Origin of the sequence: Georgenia sp. Z1344 (assembly GCF_049856295.1) — a bacterium.
In the GTDB taxonomy this organism is placed as follows: domain Bacteria; phylum Actinomycetota; class Actinomycetes; order Actinomycetales; family Actinomycetaceae; genus JB111.
This window is the reverse complement of record NZ_JBNDMZ010000002.1, coordinates 227728-243731: the sequence shown is the minus strand read 5'-3', so window position 1 is coordinate 243731 and position 16004 is coordinate 227728. Positions and strand designations below refer to the sequence as shown.

17 protein-coding genes are annotated in these 16004 nt (G+C 65.8%); 7 read left to right on the top strand and 10 right to left on the bottom strand.

The features are described from left to right. Positions 1–44 precede the first annotated feature (44 nt). Positions 45–446, top strand: coding sequence for an arsenite efflux transporter metallochaperone ArsD (gene arsD, locus ACPYO6_RS02955; RefSeq protein ID WP_425713400.1), 402 nt, complete (start codon positions 45–47; stop codon positions 444–446). Between the two features lie 53 nt (positions 447–499). Then, complete coding sequence (gene arsA, locus ACPYO6_RS02950) at positions 500–2293, top strand: arsenical pump-driving ATPase (RefSeq protein WP_425713399.1); 1794 nt, start codon at positions 500–502, stop codon at positions 2291–2293. 175 nt (positions 2294–2468) lie between these two features. Here arsA and ACPYO6_RS02945 read toward each other — a convergent pair whose 3' ends face one another. The 5 genes from ACPYO6_RS02945 to merA form a co-directional block, all read right to left on the bottom strand. After that, positions 2469–3056, bottom strand: coding sequence for a recombinase family protein (locus ACPYO6_RS02945; RefSeq protein WP_425713398.1), 588 nt, complete (start codon positions 3054–3056; stop codon positions 2469–2471). A gap of 148 nt (positions 3057–3204) precedes the next feature. Further along, positions 3205–4224 carry an arsenic resistance protein gene (locus tag ACPYO6_RS02940; RefSeq protein ID WP_425713397.1) on the bottom strand — a complete coding sequence of 340 codons (1020 nt, stop codon included), beginning with the start codon at positions 4222–4224 and terminating at the stop codon, positions 3205–3207. Positions 4225–4271: 47 nt separating this feature from the next. Beyond that, positions 4272–4871, bottom strand: a complete 600-nt coding sequence (locus ACPYO6_RS02935) for a cadmium resistance transporter (RefSeq protein ID WP_425713396.1) — start codon at positions 4869–4871, stop codon at positions 4272–4274. Next, entirely contained in the window at positions 4868–5227 is a 360-nt protein-coding gene (gene cmtR / locus ACPYO6_RS02930; RefSeq protein WP_425713395.1) for a Cd(II)/Pb(II)-sensing metalloregulatory transcriptional regulator CmtR, read from the bottom strand. Before cmtR ends, ACPYO6_RS02935 begins: the two co-directional genes overlap by 4 nt. Before the next feature lie 118 nt (positions 5228–5345). Then, complete coding sequence (gene merA, locus ACPYO6_RS02925) at positions 5346–6713, bottom strand: mercury(II) reductase (RefSeq protein WP_425713394.1); 1368 nt, start codon at positions 6711–6713, stop codon at positions 5346–5348. An 85-nt stretch (positions 6714–6798) separates the two neighbouring features. Between merA and ACPYO6_RS02920 the strand changes: the two genes are divergently transcribed. The 4 genes from ACPYO6_RS02920 to ACPYO6_RS02905 all read left to right on the top strand — a co-directional run bounded on the left by ACPYO6_RS02920 (position 6799) and on the right by ACPYO6_RS02905 (position 10178). Next, positions 6799–7203: a heavy metal-responsive transcriptional regulator gene (locus tag ACPYO6_RS02920; protein WP_425713393.1), complete on the top strand. Its 405-nt coding sequence runs from the start codon at positions 6799–6801 to the stop codon at positions 7201–7203. Between the two features lie 159 nt (positions 7204–7362). Beyond that, complete coding sequence (locus ACPYO6_RS02915; protein WP_425713392.1) at positions 7363–7959, top strand: recombinase family protein; 597 nt, start codon at positions 7363–7365, stop codon at positions 7957–7959. A gap of 3 nt (positions 7960–7962) precedes the next feature. Next, entirely contained in the window at positions 7963–9363 is a 1401-nt protein-coding gene (locus ACPYO6_RS02910) for a Mu transposase C-terminal domain-containing protein (protein ID WP_425713391.1), read from the top strand. After that, on the top strand, positions 9360–10178 hold the full coding sequence (locus ACPYO6_RS02905; protein ID WP_425713390.1) for an AAA family ATPase: 819 nt from the start codon (positions 9360–9362) through the stop codon (positions 10176–10178). The genes ACPYO6_RS02910 and ACPYO6_RS02905 overlap by 4 nt, the downstream gene beginning before the upstream one ends. Before the next feature lie 98 nt (positions 10179–10276). Here the strand turns inward: ACPYO6_RS02905 and ACPYO6_RS02900 are convergent. The 3 genes from ACPYO6_RS02900 to ACPYO6_RS02890 form a co-directional block, all read right to left on the bottom strand. After that, a protein-coding gene (locus tag ACPYO6_RS02900) for an IS3 family transposase (RefSeq protein WP_425713389.1) occupies positions 10277–11469 on the bottom strand; the annotation gives its coding sequence in 2 pieces (ribosomal slippage) (positions 10277–11182 and positions 11185–11469; 1191 coding nt in all). Positions 11470–11941: 472 nt separating this feature from the next. Further along, on the bottom strand, positions 11942–12418 hold the full coding sequence (locus ACPYO6_RS02895) for a hypothetical protein (RefSeq protein ID WP_425713388.1): 477 nt from the start codon (positions 12416–12418) through the stop codon (positions 11942–11944). Positions 12419–12916: 498 nt separating this feature from the next. Further along, entirely contained in the window at positions 12917–13510 is a 594-nt protein-coding gene (locus ACPYO6_RS02890; protein WP_425713387.1) for a hypothetical protein, read from the bottom strand. 863 nt (positions 13511–14373) lie between these two features. Between ACPYO6_RS02890 and ACPYO6_RS02885 the strand changes: the two genes are divergently transcribed. Next, positions 14374–14565 carry a hypothetical protein gene (locus ACPYO6_RS02885; RefSeq protein ID WP_425713386.1) on the top strand — a complete coding sequence of 64 codons (192 nt, stop codon included), beginning with the start codon at positions 14374–14376 and terminating at the stop codon, positions 14563–14565. Positions 14566–14842: 277 nt separating this feature from the next. On the opposite strand, the gene ACPYO6_RS02880 is transcribed toward ACPYO6_RS02885, so the two are convergent. Both ACPYO6_RS02880 and ACPYO6_RS02875 read right to left on the bottom strand, forming a co-directional pair. Continuing rightward, a complete protein-coding gene (locus ACPYO6_RS02880; protein WP_425713496.1) occupies positions 14843–15430 on the bottom strand; it encodes a recombinase family protein in 588 nt (195 codons plus the stop codon). A gap of 160 nt (positions 15431–15590) precedes the next feature. Further along, positions 15591–15818 carry a DUF2188 domain-containing protein gene (locus ACPYO6_RS02875; RefSeq protein WP_425713385.1) on the bottom strand — a complete coding sequence of 76 codons (228 nt, stop codon included), beginning with the start codon at positions 15816–15818 and terminating at the stop codon, positions 15591–15593. Positions 15819–16004 lie beyond the last annotated feature (186 nt).

Here is a 16004-nt window from a genome sequence, read left to right as displayed (position 1 = left end):
GTCGTCCTTGCATCGATCAATCTCGATCCACCTAGGGAGTCATCATGAGCACCATCGAGGTCTACGAGTCGGCCATGTGCTGCAGCACGGGCGTGTGCGGTCCCGACGTCCCGCAGGAGCTGGTGAGCTTCTCGGCCGATGTGGACTGGCTCAAGAACCAGGGAGCCACCGTGAACCGCTTCAACCTCGGCAGCGAGGCGCAGGCCTTCGCCGAGAATCCCCAGGTTCTGCAGTTCCTCAAGGTCTCCGGCTCCGAGCACCTCCCGCTCGTGCTCGTGGACGGCACCGTCGCACGGACGGGCACCTACCCCGCCCGCGCAGAGCTCGCACGCTGGGCCGGCATCGAGGGCGAGGAGACCACCGCTCCGGCGCCCGGCGGGCGGCCCGAGCTGTCGATGGTCGCGGCCAGCGGCGGCTGCTGCGGCGGCGGATCCACCGGCTGCTGAACCGCCGTCCCTCACTGCCCCGACACTCGACCAGACCTCCTGAAAGGCTTCTAGTGATCCCGACCTTCCTCACCGACGCCCCCCGCTACCTGTTCCTCACCGGCAAGGGCGGCGTCGGCAAGACGTCGATCGCCTGTGCCAGCGCGATGCACCTCGCCCGGGCCGGACGGTCGGTGCTCCTGGTGAGCACCGACCCGGCCTCCAACGTGGGTCAGGTGTTCGACACGGCGATCGGCAACACGATCACCGAGATCGCCGCCGTGCCCGGCCTGTCCGCGCTCGAGATCGACCCCGCGGAGGCCGCGACCACCTACCGGGAGAGCATCGTCGGGCCCGTGAGGGGCATCTTGCCCGAGCCCGAGGTCGATCTCATCGAGGAACAGCTCTCGGGGGTGTGCACCACCGAGATCGCTTCGTTCAACGAGTTCACCGGGCTGCTCACCGACACGCAGACCACCGCCGCGTTCGACCACGTCGTCTTCGATACCGCCCCGACCGGCCACACGATCCGCCTGCTCCAGCTCCCCGGGTCATGGACCGACTACCTCGACGAGGGCAAGGGGGATGCGTCGTGCCTGGGCCCGCTCTCCGGCCTTGAGCGCCAACGCTCGACCTACGCCGAAGCCGTCGACGCCCTGGGCGACCCGGCACGCACCCGTCTCGTGCTCGTCGCCCGCCCGCAGCGCGGCGCCGTCACCGAGATCGCGAGAACCCACGGGGAGCTTGCCGAGCTCGGTCTGCGTCAGCAGCACGTAGTCGTCAACGCCGTGCTGCCGCTCCCGGACGACGGCGACGTGCTGGCACGCGCCGTCCACGACCGCGAGCAGGCCGTGCTGAACGACCTGCCCGAGGTGCTGCGCGGCCTCCCGACCGACCTACTTCCGCTCAAGGCCGACAACATGGTCGGCCTCGACGCGCTCACCGGGCTTTTCGACGAGGCCAGTACCAGCCGAGAGGCACCCATCGAGCAGGTCCCGGCCGGACTTCCCGCCGGCACCGACGACCTCGAAGCCCTCGTCGACGAGCTCGCGCAGCAGGACCACGGCCTGCTCATGTTCATGGGCAAGGGCGGGGTCGGCAAGACCACCATCGCCTCGGCAGTCGCCGTCGCGCTCGCCGAACGGGGGCACGACGTCCACCTCACCACGACCGATCCGGCCGCGCACCTGGCTGACACGCTCGACGAGGCGGTGGACGGGCTCCAGGTCTCGCGCATCGACCCGGACGAGGCCACGCGCACGTACCGCGAGACGGTGCTTCGGAACCGTGGTGCGGCGCTCGACGAGGCCGGCCGGGCCGCGCTCGAGGAGGACCTGCGTTCGCCGTGCACCGAAGAGATCGCCGTCTTCCAGGCCTTCTCCCAGGCCGTCAACGAAGCGCGCCGGCGCTTCGTCGTCATGGACACCGCTCCCACCGGGCACACCCTCCTCCTGCTCGACGCGACCGGCTCCTACCACCGCGACGTCGTGCGACAGATGGGCGACAGCAACAACGTCACCACCCCGATGATGCGCCTCCAGGACCCCGAGCACACCAAGGTCGTCGTGATCACGCTGCCCGAGACCACACCGGTTCTCGAAGCGACCCACCTTCAGGACGACCTCAGGCGCGCAGGCATCGAGCCCTGGGGATGGGTCATCAACAACTCCCTCACCGCCGCACAGACCACCAACGCCCTGCTCCTCAAGCGCGCAGGCAACGAACGCGCAGAGCTCGAGCGGGTCCTTGCCACCGCCGAGCGGTGCGCCGTTCTACCGCTCCTCCCAGCCGAGCCCATCGGCGTCGCCGGCCTCCGCGAACTCAGCCAGCGCGATCGAACCGTCGAGATGGTGCCCACCTCAGCGTGACCTGCCCAGGAGCGACGCCCGGCCTGGCCAGGCCGGGCGTCGCTCGGACGGAACAAGACCCGGCGATAGCCACTCCCCCTCGCGCGTTCCAAGACCGAGGACCTACAGGCCACCGAAATGCCGGCTCCCTACGTCGCCTAGAGCCCTACCGCCGCAGCGGGTGGCGAACACCGCCTCACGTTCGGTCCGGCTGCCGCGCGAGAGCGCGATACAGAGTCGACCGGTCAACGTCCAGCCGCCGAGCGATCTCCGCTTTCGGGATCCCATCGCTGATGAGGCTTCTCGCTTCGACCACCTGCTCGACGGTCAGTTTTCGCGCCCGGCCCTTGTACACTCCCCGGGCCCTTGCGGCACGGATGCCCTCGGTTTGGCGCTCCTTGCTGATGGCCCGCTCCAGTTGGGCGAAGGACCCCATGACGTTGAGCTGGAACTCGGCAAACGGGTCGCTGGCCCCAGGCTCGAAGCTCACCCGCTCGTTAATGAACGCGACCGCCGCGCCCTTGTCGACGAGCTCGGTGACGAGCTGGTTCAGATCGACCACCGAACGCGCTAGCCGGTCCATCGACGACACGACCACCTGGTCGCCCGAGCGTGCGTAGCGGATCAGATCGGCAAGCGCCGGGCGATCCGCCCGGCCGGCGGCGGATTGCTTCTCCTCGAACAGTCGGTCGACCTCCCCAAGAGCTTCGAGTTGTCGCGCGAGATTCTGGTCCTTGCTCGACACGCGCGCGTAGCCGATCCGATGTCCCGGGTGTTGCATCATGTCTAGACCCTGGCACACATCTGTCGCAAAATGCGTGTGTGGTCTTGGCCGTTAGATGGCGGGGTTCTGCCGGTGCTATGTGGCGGTAGTCAGTTGGTGCCGATGACCAGAGTGATCGCGGCGGCTTCGAACGACGTCGGTGGTGCTGTCATGGCGTGGCCGCCGCGGGGTGTGGGACGAGGCGAGGGACGATCCGAACGTAGATGACCATTCCGACGAGTTCGACAAGGGTTTGGGTGACAACGACAACGGCGGCCAGGGCGAGAGTTTCGGGTAGTGCCAGCGCTAGGGGCAGCACGACGAGGGAGTTACGGGTAGCGCCCGAGAAGACCATTGCCCGGGTTGCTGGCACGTCCTGTTTGAGGGCGCGGGCCGTGATGAGGCCGAGAGGGATAACGGCGATTAAGAAGGTGATGTAGATCGGGATCACGGCGAGCAGCGAGGAAGCATCGGTGCGAACGGCGTCAATCTGAGAGGCGACTACGACCGCGAGGGTGGCCATCATGAGCGGGACCATCAGCGCCTGCATGAGGTCCATGAGTCGTCGAGCGGCGTGAAGGCGCGCAGCCAGGGATTGCGTGATTGCGGCGAGAGTCAGGGGCGTGACGATCAGGAGTAGGAACGCCTCAACGAATGGCGCGACATCGATGACGTCGAACAGCCCTGGTCCGACGAACAGGCGCAGATAGACCGGCAGTAGCAGCATCTGTAGCAGCATCAGCAGAGGAGAGGCCGCGAGCAGGCGTTCGTGTGCGGCGCCAGCGAGTCCGGAGAAGACGATGACGTAGTCGATGCAGGGCGTGAGGAGGACGAGTAGGACGCCCAGCAAGAGTGCTTGGTCGTGAGCGACGAACCGTGAGAGTCCGTAGACGAGGACCGGAACGAGCACGAAGTTCAGGACGAGGAGACCAGCCAGGAAGGTCCCGTTGCGTAGGGCTTGCCCGAGTTTGGTCAGCGGCACGCTCAGGAACGTGGCGTACAAGAGTGCGATCAACACTGGGTTGATCGTCTGCTCCAGGGCCGGTGCGACGGACGGTGCTGCCAGACCGATTGCCGCACCGGCCACCAGCGCTAGGAGGTACAGCGAGATCTGCCAGCGCTCCAGCCACGCGATGACAACACCGGCACGGCTATCCACCGCTGCCTCTCCTCGGAGCTCTTCGTCCATGCGTGCAGTCTCTCAACCGAGATGGGCAATGGGGCCGCGGCGGGAACTCAGAAGCCGAAGGCTCCGCCGCTGACGAGGATGACGATCCCGAGGCCGATGAGGACGATCGGGAACAGGACGTGTTCCCAGCGTTCGAGGACTTCGGCGATCGGTCGGCGGGTGGCGATGAACTTGGCGAGCATGACGAGGACCGCGACGAGCAGGAGGAAGACGACGCAGTAGGCCACCACGGCCGCAGGCCCGACGCTGAGGAAGACTGGGACGTAGACACCGATGTTGTCTCCTCCGTTGGCGAAGGTGACCGCGCCGATGGTCCAGACACCGACGTTCTTGCCCTCAACCTTGGCGTCATCGTCGTCGTCATCGCCTCCGCGCCAGGCCCGCCATGCGGTCCACAGTCCTAGGGACAGGGGGATGAGCCCGAAGTACGGGATGGCTTCCTGGGGCAGGAATGCTCCCGCGCCCAGTGACACGAGCACGGCGGTGCCCAGGATGCCGCCGAATCCCAGGTATTGGCCTGCGGTGATCCGCGCTGTTGTTCCGCGTTGTCCTGCGCCGCGGGCGAAGAACAGCGAGAGCACGATGATGTCGTCGATGTTGGTGGCAATGAACAGGCCGATGGCCTGCAGGACCGAGGACAGGATCACGCGTCAGCCTCGGCGTTGGCGCACCCGGGAACCGGGCAGGCAAGATCGATGCAGGGAGCGTTCTCGTTCACCGCGAGGGTGACCTCGACCAGTGCGTTGAGTGCACGTGCCAGGTGCGGGTCGGCGATCTCGTAACGCGTTTGGCGGCCTTCGGGCTCGGCGATCACGATGCCGCAGTCGCGTAGGCACGCCAGATGGTTCGACACGTTCGAGCGCGTCAGCCCGAGGTCGCGTGCGAGCACAGCCGGGTAGCTCGGCCCCTCGAGAAGCGTCATGAGGAGCCGTGACCGTGTTGGGTCGGCCAGTGCCCGGCCTAACCGGCTCATCACGTCCAGCCGAGTAGCAATGGTCAGCATGCGCTGAACTGTACAGCGTCGACTGAACCGGCAGCCCCGTGCCGAAAACGATCGAATGCGGAGCAGCACCGGTCTTTGTGCGGCTTCTACAAGGGCAGCCACCGGTGGGGCTCCTGGCTCAGGCGCAGCAGGAGGTCGGTAGTTGGTTGCGGAACAGCCCCGCAGCGATGCGCAGCGCTTCGCTCATCGTGAGGTAGGGCGCCCAGGTGTCGGCCAGGTCGTCGACGGTGAGCCCGAACTTGATCGCATAGGTGGCGGCCAGCATGACGTCCCCGGCGCCATCGAGCGCGGCGTGCACGCCGAGGACCTTGCCGGTGTCCGCGTCGGCGACAAGTTTCAGCGCACCCCGGGTGTCCCGGTTCACCAACGCCCGGGGGATGTCCTGCCCGCCGAGCACTCGGCACGCGCAGCGGTGGCCGCGCTGGATCGCCTGTTCCTCGGTGAGCCCGGCACTGCCGAGCTGCGGGGTGGTGAAGGTGACGCCGGGTAGGCCGCGGTAGTCCACGGAAGTCGGCTCACCCAGCGCACCAGCGGCCGCAGCGTGCCCGGTGCGGGCGGCGACGTAGACGTACTGCGGTACACCGGAGACGTCCCCGGCGGCGAAGATTCGCGGGTTGGTGGTGCGCTGGTAGGCGTCAACAACGATGAATCCACGCTCATCGGTCTTCACCCCGGCAGGTTCCAGACCCAGGTCGCCCGTGTCGGCGAACCGGCCGGTGGCCACCAGCAGCCGCGCGCCGGGCACCTCTCGCCCGCCCGCCGTGCGCACCACCACGCCGGCTCCGGTAGCAGCGACCGCCACGCCGCGGTCCTCGATGACCTCGATGCCGTCGTCGGCGAAGACCCCGCGCAGCACGTCCGCGATCTCGGGCTCGGTATGCGGGCCGAACTGTCCAACGATGCTGACCCGCGCCCCCAGGCGGGCGAACAGCTGAGCCTGTTCCAGCCCGACGTAACCCGCCCCGAGCACTACCAGCGATTCAGGAAGCTGCTGCTGCTCCATCGCCGTCGTCGACGTCAGGTAGTCCACGTCATCGAGACCAGGCAGGTTCGGGATGTGTGGGGCGACCCCGGTCGCGACAATATAGGCCGAGGCGAGCAGCGGCTCGTCATCGACGTGCAAGGTGTTCTCATCGACGAAGCTCGCATGGCCGTACCGGATCGGGAAACCGTGGGCGTCGGCGACGTCGGCGTACTTGGCCTGCCGCAGCCGGTCGATCAACTCCTGCTTCTGTCCGAGCAGGGCCGGCATGTCCACACCGTCGGTGCCAGTCGGCACCATCGGGAACGGGTTGGCCAGCGCCCGGTGGCGCTGACCGGCGGCCGCGAGCAGGTTCTTGCTCGGCACGCAACCGATGTTCAGGCATGTGCCCCCAAGCGGCCCTTGCTCGACGAGGACCACCGACTTCCCACGAGAACGGGCCTCGATCCCGGCCGCCATCGCTGCACCGCCGGTCCCGATCACCACCAGGTCGAACTCGCCCATGCTCCGCTCCTTCTTCGTGCCGCCACCGTGCTCGTGACCGTAGGGCTTCCAGTGCGGTGGAAGGTCAAGGCGTAGGCTCGCTCGTGTGCGCATCGGGGAGCTTGCTGGCAGAACCGGCCTGACCACAAAGACGATCAGGTTCTACGAGCAGGCTGGCGTGCTGCCCGAACCCGACCGCCAGTCCTCCGGCTACCGAAGCTATGACGACGATGCGCTGACCCGGCTGCGGTTCGTGAAGGCCGCCCAGGCCGCCGGGCTCACTCTCGCCGAAATTCGCGAGGTCATCGCAGCTCGCGACGACACCGGGCCTCCGTGCCGGACCGTCACTGACCTGCTCCACACCCACGCCACGGAGTTAGATCGTCGGATCGCCGAGCTCACGGTCCTACGGGACGAGGTACACCGACTACTCGACCGGGCAGGGAGCCTCGACCCCCTCTCTTGTGACCCGGCGAACGTCTGCCACGTCATCCCGGCGTACCACCCGTAAACGAACGATTCTGCTACAGCGACGACGAGGGTGCGTCACGCCGTTCGGGATGGTTGACGCTTCGCGGTTCCCGGCTCATGCCGTTTGTAGCGGAACTCAGTGCCGGATTCTATGGTTCGATACTTCCCGGGGTGGATGAGTATCGCTACAGTCATCGGCATGGGGGACCTCCTTGGCTATGCGCGCGTGTCGACCACCGACCAGGATGCCTCGCTGCAGATCGATGCGTTGAACGCGGCTGGCTGCTACCGGGTCTTCGTTGACACCATCTCTGGCTCGCTTGATCACCGTCCCGAGCTGGAGAAGCTGATGGACCAGCTCCGCCCGGGTGACACGCTGGTGGTGTGGCGACTGGACCGGTTGGGGCGCTCGATCCGTCACCTCATTGACCAGCTGCAGACCCTGTCCGACCGCGGCGTGGGGTTCCGCTCCCTGCAGGAGACGATCGACACCACCTCCTCCGGTGGCCGGCTGGTGTTCCATGTCTTCGCCGCGCTGGCTGAGTTCGAGCGCGACCTCATCCGTGAGCGCACCAACGCCGGACTGGCGGCCGCCCGGGCACGAGGCCGCACCGGCGGACGGCCCTCGGCGCTGTCGCCCGCCCAGGTCAAGACGGCCCGGCGGATGTATGAGCAGAACGAGATGACCGTGGCTCAGATCGGTGACGTGCTGGGAGTCAGCCGCACCACCATCTACCGAACGCTGAACCGCCAGAGCGCCCCAGCGGTGCCACGGCGGTCGAGAAGCGCCGTGTAGGTCATGGACGCGGCCGGGCGCTGGCAGATCCTCAGGCTTCACGTCGAGGACCAGGTCCCGCTCGCCGCCCTCGCCCTGGACTCCGGCATTGGACTGCGCACCTTGGAGCGCTGGCACGCCCGCTACCGCACCAGCGGGTACGCCGGCCTGGACACACGGCGGCGCTCTGATGCCGGCAGGCACCGCCTGCCAGGTGAGCTCGTGGCGTTGATCGAGGGCCTGGCGCTGAGCAAGCCTCGGCCGGCGATCGTCACGATCCACCGCAAGATCAGCAGCATCTGCGACCAGCAGGACTGGCCGGTGCCGTCCTATGGAGTCGTGCGGGACATCGTCGACGCGTTGGACCCGGGCATGGTCACCCTCGCCCTGGAGGGACCGTCGTCCTACCGGGACAAGTACGAACTCGCGCTGCGACGGCAGGCCGAGCGCCCCAACGCGATGTGGCAAGCCGACCACACCCTGCTCGATATCCTCGTGGTGGGCACCGACGGTAAGCCAGCCCGCCCCTGGCTGACCACAATCATCGATGACTGTTACCGAGCCATATGCGGCTACACCGTCTTCCTCGGCGCGCCCTCCGCGATGAACACCGCCCTGGCACTGCGCCAGGCGATCTGGCACAAGGCCGACCTCTCCTGGCCGATGTGCGGCCTCCCCGATGTGCTCTACGTCGATCACGGCAGCGACTTCACCAGCAAACAGCTCACCGCCACCGCCGTGGACCTGCACATCCGGCTCATCCACTCTGCCGTCGCTCGCCCACAGGGCCGCGGAAAGATCGAGAGGTTTTTCGGGACCGTCAACACCGAGCTTCTCGCTGGCCTGCCCGGGTACATCGCCGAGGGCCACCCATGGCCCACGCCGAGCCTGTCCCTGGCTGAGCTCGACACCGCCCTGGAAGGGTTCGTCGCCACATACTACGACCGCACTCACAGCGAGCTCGGCACCTCCCCGCGCACTGCCTGGATCGCCGAGGGCTGGCTGCCGCGCATGCCCGAGAGCCTGGAAGCCCTGGACGGGCTCCTTCTCACCGTCGCCCAGACCAGGGTGGTGCGCCGCGATGGCATTCACTTCCAGGGTCTGCGCTACATCTCCCCGACCCTGGCCGGCTATGTCGGCCGGTCGGTCGTGATCCGCTACGACCCCAGGGACATCACCGAGATCCGCGTGTTCGACCACGAGGAGTTCATCTGCAAGGCCATCAACCAGGACCACCACGACCAGAAGGTCAGCCTCAAGGAGGTCCAGGCCGCCCGCAACGCCCGGCGTAGGGCTCTGCGTGAGGGCATCAACGAGCGCATCGCCGTCGTGGCCACGCACACCACCGAACCTCCACCAGCGCCCGAGACGCCGCCGCCGGCGCCGCGTCGGAAGTTGAAGGTCTACCGAGAGGACCTGAGGTGAGCCAGCGCTTCATCGTGACCAAAGAGCACCGCCGCTTCACCGAGTTCGCCGACGCCGTGCGCCGCGGGCACACCATCGGCCTGTGCTTCGGGCCAGCCGGCGTGGGAAAGACGCTCTCCGCGCGCCGCTACGCCCGCTGGGACAAGGCCCACGACCTACTGACCTACTGGGGGCCGCGCTCCGACAGCGACGCGAAGATCTACGCCGCGCTGGCCAAGAACCGCACCGTGCTCTACACACCCAGCGTGCTGACCACGCCACGGGCTTTGAAGGACGAGCTCGACCAGGCCATCGCCCGCACCAACATCTGCATCGAGCAGCACCTCGCGCCGGCCGGGCAGGTCACGCCAGAGACGCGGGGGTGGCGCCACGGCAGGAACTACGTGGAGCTGATCATCGTCGATGAGTCCGAACGCCTACGCCCCACCGCACTGGAACTGCTGCGCGATCGCTACGATCGCGACAACATCGCCCTCATCCTGATCGGCATGCCCGGCCTGGAGAAGCAGTTCAGCCACTACCCCCAGTTCTACAGCCGCGTCGGCTTCGCCCACCAGTACCGGCCCCTGGGCAAGGACGAACTGCTCTTCGTCCTGCAGCGACACTGGCGCGCCCTCGGTAAGACCCTCGACCCAGAGGACTTCACCGACGCCCAAGCCATCGCCGCCATCGCCCGCATCACCCGCGGGAACTTCCGACTCCTGGAACGACTCTTCCCCCAGATCGAGCGCGTCCTGAAGATCAACGAGCTCGACACCATCACCAACGACGTCATCGAAGCCGCCGCCAGCACGCTCGTCATCGGTGTCAGCTGACTGGCCGCCAGATATCGCCCACAGAACCCCGCCATCGAACGGCGCAAGCCACAGGGATGTGTGCTAGGGACTGCTGCACGGATTGGTGACAGGTTGGGTCACGCAGCCTGCGTGGCTGGCGCGGTCATGATGGCCTCGTACTCGATGGGGGTCAATCGGCCGAGGGCGTCTTGTCGGCGGCGCCGGTGGTAGGTCTTCTCGATCCAGGTGACGATGGCGATTCGTAGTGCCTCGCGAGTGGCCCAGGTACGGCGGTCGAGGACGTTCTTCTGCAGCAGGCTGAAGAAGCTCTCCATGGCGGCGTTGTCGCCGGCTGCACCGACGCGGCCCATCGATCCGACCATGGCGTGTCGGTTGAGAGCGTGGACGAATTTCCTGCTCCGGAATTGCGATCCTCTGTCGCTGTGCACGATGCAGCCGGTGACGTCACCGCGACGGGCGACGGCGTTGTTGAGCGCCGCCACCGCCAGGCGGGACTTCATCCGGGAGTCGATGGAGTAGCCCACGATTCGGTTGGAGTAGACGTCCTTGAGAGCGCAGACGTAGAGCTTGCCTTCGCGTGTCCAGTGCTCGGTGATGTCGGTGAGCCACAGCTCGTTGGGGCCCTCGGCGGTGAACTCGTGCCGGATCCTGCCCTTGTCGTCGATCACAGCGCACAGGTCGTCGTGGACCGGCGGGCCGGGACTCTTGCCGTTCTTGCCACGCTTCTTACCAAACGCGCTCCACCAGCCCTGCTGCGAGCAGATCCGCCACCCGGTCCGCTCGGCCATGGGCTCCCCGGCTTCGCGTGCTTCGTCGACCAGGAACCGGTAACCGAACTCCGGATCGTCGCGGTGAGCAGCGAACAGTGCGTTGGCGCGGTAGGCCTGCTTGAGCTCGGTGTCAGTGACTGGGGTGGTGCGCCAGCGGTAGTAGGGCTGACGCGCGATCTTCAATACCCGGCACGTCACCGTGACGGGGATCCCGCCGTCGGCCAGCTCGCGGACGAGCGGGTACATCATTTTCCCGGCAGGTTGGCCTGCGAGAGGTAGGCGGCTGCCCGGCGCAGGACCTCGTTCTCCTGCTCCAGCAGCCGGATCCGCTTCTTGGCCTCTCGCAGTTCGGCGGTGTCTGCCGCGGTCGCACCGGGCTTGACACCGTCCTCGACGTCCGCGGTCTTCAACCAGTTCGTCAGGCACGACTCGCTGATCCCGAAGTCGGCCGCGATCTGCTTCAGATGCTGACCTGGCTCACGGTTCCTCGCGACGCGCACGACGTCGTCGCGGAACTCGGACGGGTAGGGCTTGGGCACAGTGCACATCCTTCCAGCGGTGCCCCTCGGCACCACAGATCAGATGTCACCTGTCCGTGCAGCAGTCCCCTACACGGGATTGGTCTTGCTGGGGTACACCCCAGCGCAACAGTGTGGTGGCAGGTGTCAAGTACCGGGTTTGATGGACAGCATCCTTCCCGGTAGTTGACTGGCATTCTCGTGCACACCTGCTATGGCTGGCGCCGGCGAGCCCTGCGCGAGGGCGGGGAGCATGACATTGTCGATCACGGTTGGCCGAGGGAGCAGGCTGACGGTTTGCAGGATCCAGACGACCTCGGTGCCCAGCAGGGCCGGGGCATCGTGTCGGCTCGCCTCCCTGGCCGAGCACGTCAGTGTTGGGGCAGGTGGCAACGGCGCGGACTGATGAAGTCCGCCTGACGGCTTACCGGGTGCCAAAGGGAGTAGTCCCGCGAGCGAGCCGAGCACTACTCGTCGATCTACGCCGTCCCGGCTACCCCTCACCATCATGAACGGGCACCTGGCTCTTCGCCCGGCCCAGGCTGTCCTGCCCAGCAAGGATCCGAAACAGCAGCCAGGAGAAAACAACGACGGCCAGGAGTGTGACGTGCACGGCCGGGCTTGACCCACCCCATTGGATCCAGCCCAACCATCCGGGCTGCACCCCCAGGTTGAGCTCGTGCTCGATCGCGTTAGGGATGAGGTACGACCACACGATCAGCGTCGATACGACGACCAAGAACACGACAGCGAACGACCAGCGCAGGGCCTGCGAGCCACGAGCGATGATGCCGACCACGGAGACCAGCGCAAGCACGTTGATCGACGCCAGTGCGCTTATCTGCAGGACCGGGGTTTCGGGAGACTTCACGCCAACGAGAGTATTGTCCAGCCCGTATACCCCCCCTTGGGACAGTCCCATGATCTGAATCTCGAAAAATCCAGTAGCGAGCACCAGGATGATAGCCACTGCGCCTCCTGCAGCAGCGCTGAAAACAGTTTTCAAGAAAGCTCGGTAACGTACCGTCACAACAACCTCTGCCTTCTTCGCCGAACTAATAGACTACCCAGCACGATATCTCCGCCGAACCGCCAGTGTTGTCAATGGTCCAGCGGCAACGACTACGGGCATCATAAGCGCGGTCGTGGCTTACCCTAGCGGGCACCGCACCGGCACTGGTCGCCGAGGCCACTGACGTAAATCCTGGGGCCGGGTAGTACGTTTCGATACGGATATTGCCGACCCCGATGCCCAGTTCGGCTATGCCGCCCGTGATGCTCGGTCGCTGCCCAGAATCGCGATTCAGACCAGCCGGAGTGTCAATCGAATGCGCATATTGGAAAGTCGCAGCATTTGCCACCGGCATGCCTACGGCGAAGGTTCCTAGTATGAACGAGAATATTCCAAAAACCGCTACGGAAACCCTTCCTGCTGAGGAACGTCCCTGCATATTAGCCCGCACCTAGCTCACCCTTCACGTGGGATCGGTGTGAATGAGAACAACTCACCACTATCCAACGGCAGGTCGGTCGACTCAAGCGTCCCCCTGTGCTCCGGTGGAACAATTATGAGATTTGCAATTCTACTCTCCGCCGCTGGGCCCAGAGGTTCCTCGCCGATGCTAAATTCCTGCACATCTACGTTGTCCGGTACGAGGTACGCCTCTACCGCTCTATACGGGTCGTCATCCCCCTCTGAAGCCGTCAAACCGAGGCCACTCTGATAAAATTGCGGCAGGGATGCACATGCTGATGCCGCGACTTCAACCCCACCCGGAATATGCACAAAAAGGCAGATGTCATCGCTAGAAGTCTGCCCAATCCAGTAGGACCCGATTTCATCACTTTCCACCAACCGAACCGAGTCAGGAATGATGTCGCCCAGTTCATCCAACCGAACCGGTTCCGGAGGAGCATCACTTGCCGACTGAGGCAGCGACAACGCTTCCGCAACATCATCGATCACGCGTACCGAGTCGTCCGCTCCAGACGCTGGTACGGCAATGACGGTCGCAGCCAGCCCGACGACACCAGCGACAGCCAGTCCATTCTTGTGTCTCACGACGGTCCCCTTCTTCGAAGTGCATTTGGTCAAGTCTTAGTTCCTAGTAGCGCACGTCAATGCCAGATTGCCAATATCCCCAGAGGCGTACGGCCAAGTCCAGGAACAATTCTGTCGCGCATACGCAACCGACGCGTGCGTCATCCGGTGCGGGTATCCGTCACCGGAGCTCCTAGCAACCACGGAGTATCCGGGATGATCGTAATAGGTAGTGATATGCGTAACCGTTGGACTGCCGACGTCAAACACGGCAGTCTCGGCAGTTCCACCGCTAATAGTGGGGCGAGCCGGCGAGACTCGCACGGTATCCTGCGGCGTCGCGATTGCGTTGGCGTAGTACTGGTAAGTCGCAGCCTGTGCTACCGGAGCGACAGCCATTGCTAGCACGAAAAGGACGATCAGCAAAGGGCCAAATGCTCGACGCTTCTTTGCTCGACCCGCACTAACTGGCCGAGCAAACACATCCCCGGCGGGATTGCCGTCCAACTCCGTGATAATTCTCGTGAGTCCGCGATCTCTATCGTTCGGCATGTTCGTCCCCCTCGGCGCTGCCGTGTCATGAAGACTACCGGGCCAAGCTCACCGCATCCATGCGGCACCCGACCACAGTGGCGGGTCGCAACGCTGCGGAAAGCCGATCTCATGACGTAGTCATGTCACCGTACCGATAGCAGTTACTGCGGTCAATGGGGTCCTCTGCACGGATGGGGGAAGTCTGATCTGTGGTGCCGGGCAGTGCCGCTGGAAGAATGTCCATCGCGCCTAGACCTCATCCCAAGGAGTTCGGGGTAGTGTGCAGAGGAGTTTGATCGCCCGGCGTGTCCGTACCGGTGTGCACGGTGAGTTGGTTATTCCATAGTCCTGTGCACGACGACGAAGCGGTCGATGAGGTCCGGCTTCCTGAGCGTGGTCTGTTGACCGTCCCCGATGAGGTGTGGGCAGTTGCGGTGCGCCGGGCGGAGGTGATCGGGCGGTTAACCGAGGCCGGGACGGCCGGTGAGGAGACGGTGGAGGCGGCTGCCGAGCAACTGGGCATCTCGCGCCGTCAGGTCTAGGTCTAGCTGCGTCGGTGGCGCGAGGGGCAAGGCGTGGTCTCCGATCTGATCCCGGGGCGCTCCAGCGGTGGCCGCGGTGGACCACCCTCACCGCACTGACCCGCAGCGGGGCGACCTTCCAACGCATTCGCGATGACCTGATCGTCCTCGGCATCCGGACGACCCGCCTCCGACGGACGCTGGCGGAGCAGCGTGCACGGCAGACGCCGGCGGGGCCGGAAACGACTGCCACATCTTGAGCGGCCCCCCGGAGACGGTGGGGTCCCGGGCGGTGGGTTCAGCCCTCGGTGACGGCAGTGGGGTGAAGACCGCCGGCACGCTGAATAGCCCGGTAGACGGTGGAGCGGCCGACGTTAAACAGTTCGGCCAGTTCGCTTGTGGTGTACTCGCCGGCACGCGCCAAGGAGACCAAGTGTGCTTCCTGACGGGCTGTGAGCTTGGGCTTCTTGCCTCGCAGCCGGCCCTTGGCCTTCGCCACCGCCATGCCCTCGCGGGTGCGGGCACGGATCAAGTCGGCCTCGAACTCGGCCACCATTGCCAAGACGTTGAACAGCAGCCGACCGACGGGATCGGTCGGGTCGTGCACAGAGGCGCCGAGCTGTAGGCGGACACCGCGGGCGGTCAGTTCGGCGACGATGTCACGAGCGTCAGGGACGGAGCGGGCAAGCCGGTCGAGCTTGGTCACCACGAGGGTGTCGCCAGACCGGCATGCAGCCAGGGCCTCACGCAGACCCGGCCTTGCTCGCGTGGTGCCGGTCAGGCCATGGTCGACGTAGATACGATCGGCCGGCACGCCGAGGGCTCCCAGGCCGGTGCGCTGGGCCGTGAGGCCCTGTTCGTTGGTGGAGACGCGGGCGTAGCCGATCTTGAGAGTTCACTCACCCCTCCAGTGTCACCGGTTAGCGTCCCTTCACCGGGCGTTTTCTTGGGCGGGTCTTACGGGATGACGCCGGCCAAGCGGGGACTGAGGCCGGCTGTCACCGCAATTCGTCCCGGTGAAGGCCTTGCGGCGATGCCCGCGTGGCTCAGCCCTTCGGGGGGTGGGGGTCGTTGCCGTACGAGTTGCGCTCTCCGATCGTGCCGTCCTTCTTGTGAACCAGGTGCTCGACGTGATCCTTCTTCGCCGTCGCGCGGCCCGCTGCCTGCGCCTCAGCCTTCGTGTCGTGCGTGCTTGAGGCGCGCTTTGCACCCTCACGACGGTTTGCCCACCCATCGTCGGTCGGCACCGTGTGAATGTTCTTCTTGTCGGCCATCGCAGTTCCCCTTTCGGTCCCTCGGTGAGGGAGCCACAGGCCGTCATCATCTCAGTTTACGGCGGATTTGCTGGGGATCGGCTTGCGGAACCGAAGCCATCGCTGGCCGCCACCGAGCGTCGACGAAACCCCGCCATTTAACGGCGAAAGTCACAGCGGTCATCCGCGCAGACGGTCCTCTCACGT

Coding starts and splice junctions, on each gene's coding strand:
- ACPYO6_RS02910 (WP_425713391.1), top strand. CDS start 7,963: ATGGACGCGGCCGGGCGCTGGCAGATCCTCAGGCTTCACGTCGAGGAC.
- ACPYO6_RS02940 (WP_425713397.1), bottom strand. CDS start 4,224: ATGGACGAAGAGCTCCGAGGAGAGGCAGCGGTGGATAGCCGTGCCGGT.
- cmtR (WP_425713395.1), bottom strand. CDS start 5,227: ATGCTGACCATTGCTACTCGGCTGGACGTGATGAGCCGGTTAGGCCGG.
- arsD (WP_425713400.1), top strand. CDS start 45: ATGAGCACCATCGAGGTCTACGAGTCGGCCATGTGCTGCAGCACGGGC.
- ACPYO6_RS02915 (WP_425713392.1), top strand. CDS start 7,363: ATGGGGGACCTCCTTGGCTATGCGCGCGTGTCGACCACCGACCAGGAT.
- ACPYO6_RS02945 (WP_425713398.1), bottom strand. CDS start 3,056: ATGATGCAACACCCGGGACATCGGATCGGCTACGCGCGCGTGTCGAGC.
- merA (WP_425713394.1), bottom strand. CDS start 6,713: ATGGGCGAGTTCGACCTGGTGGTGATCGGGACCGGCGGTGCAGCGATG.
- ACPYO6_RS02875 (WP_425713385.1), bottom strand. CDS start 15,818: ATGGCCGACAAGAAGAACATTCACACGGTGCCGACCGACGATGGGTGG.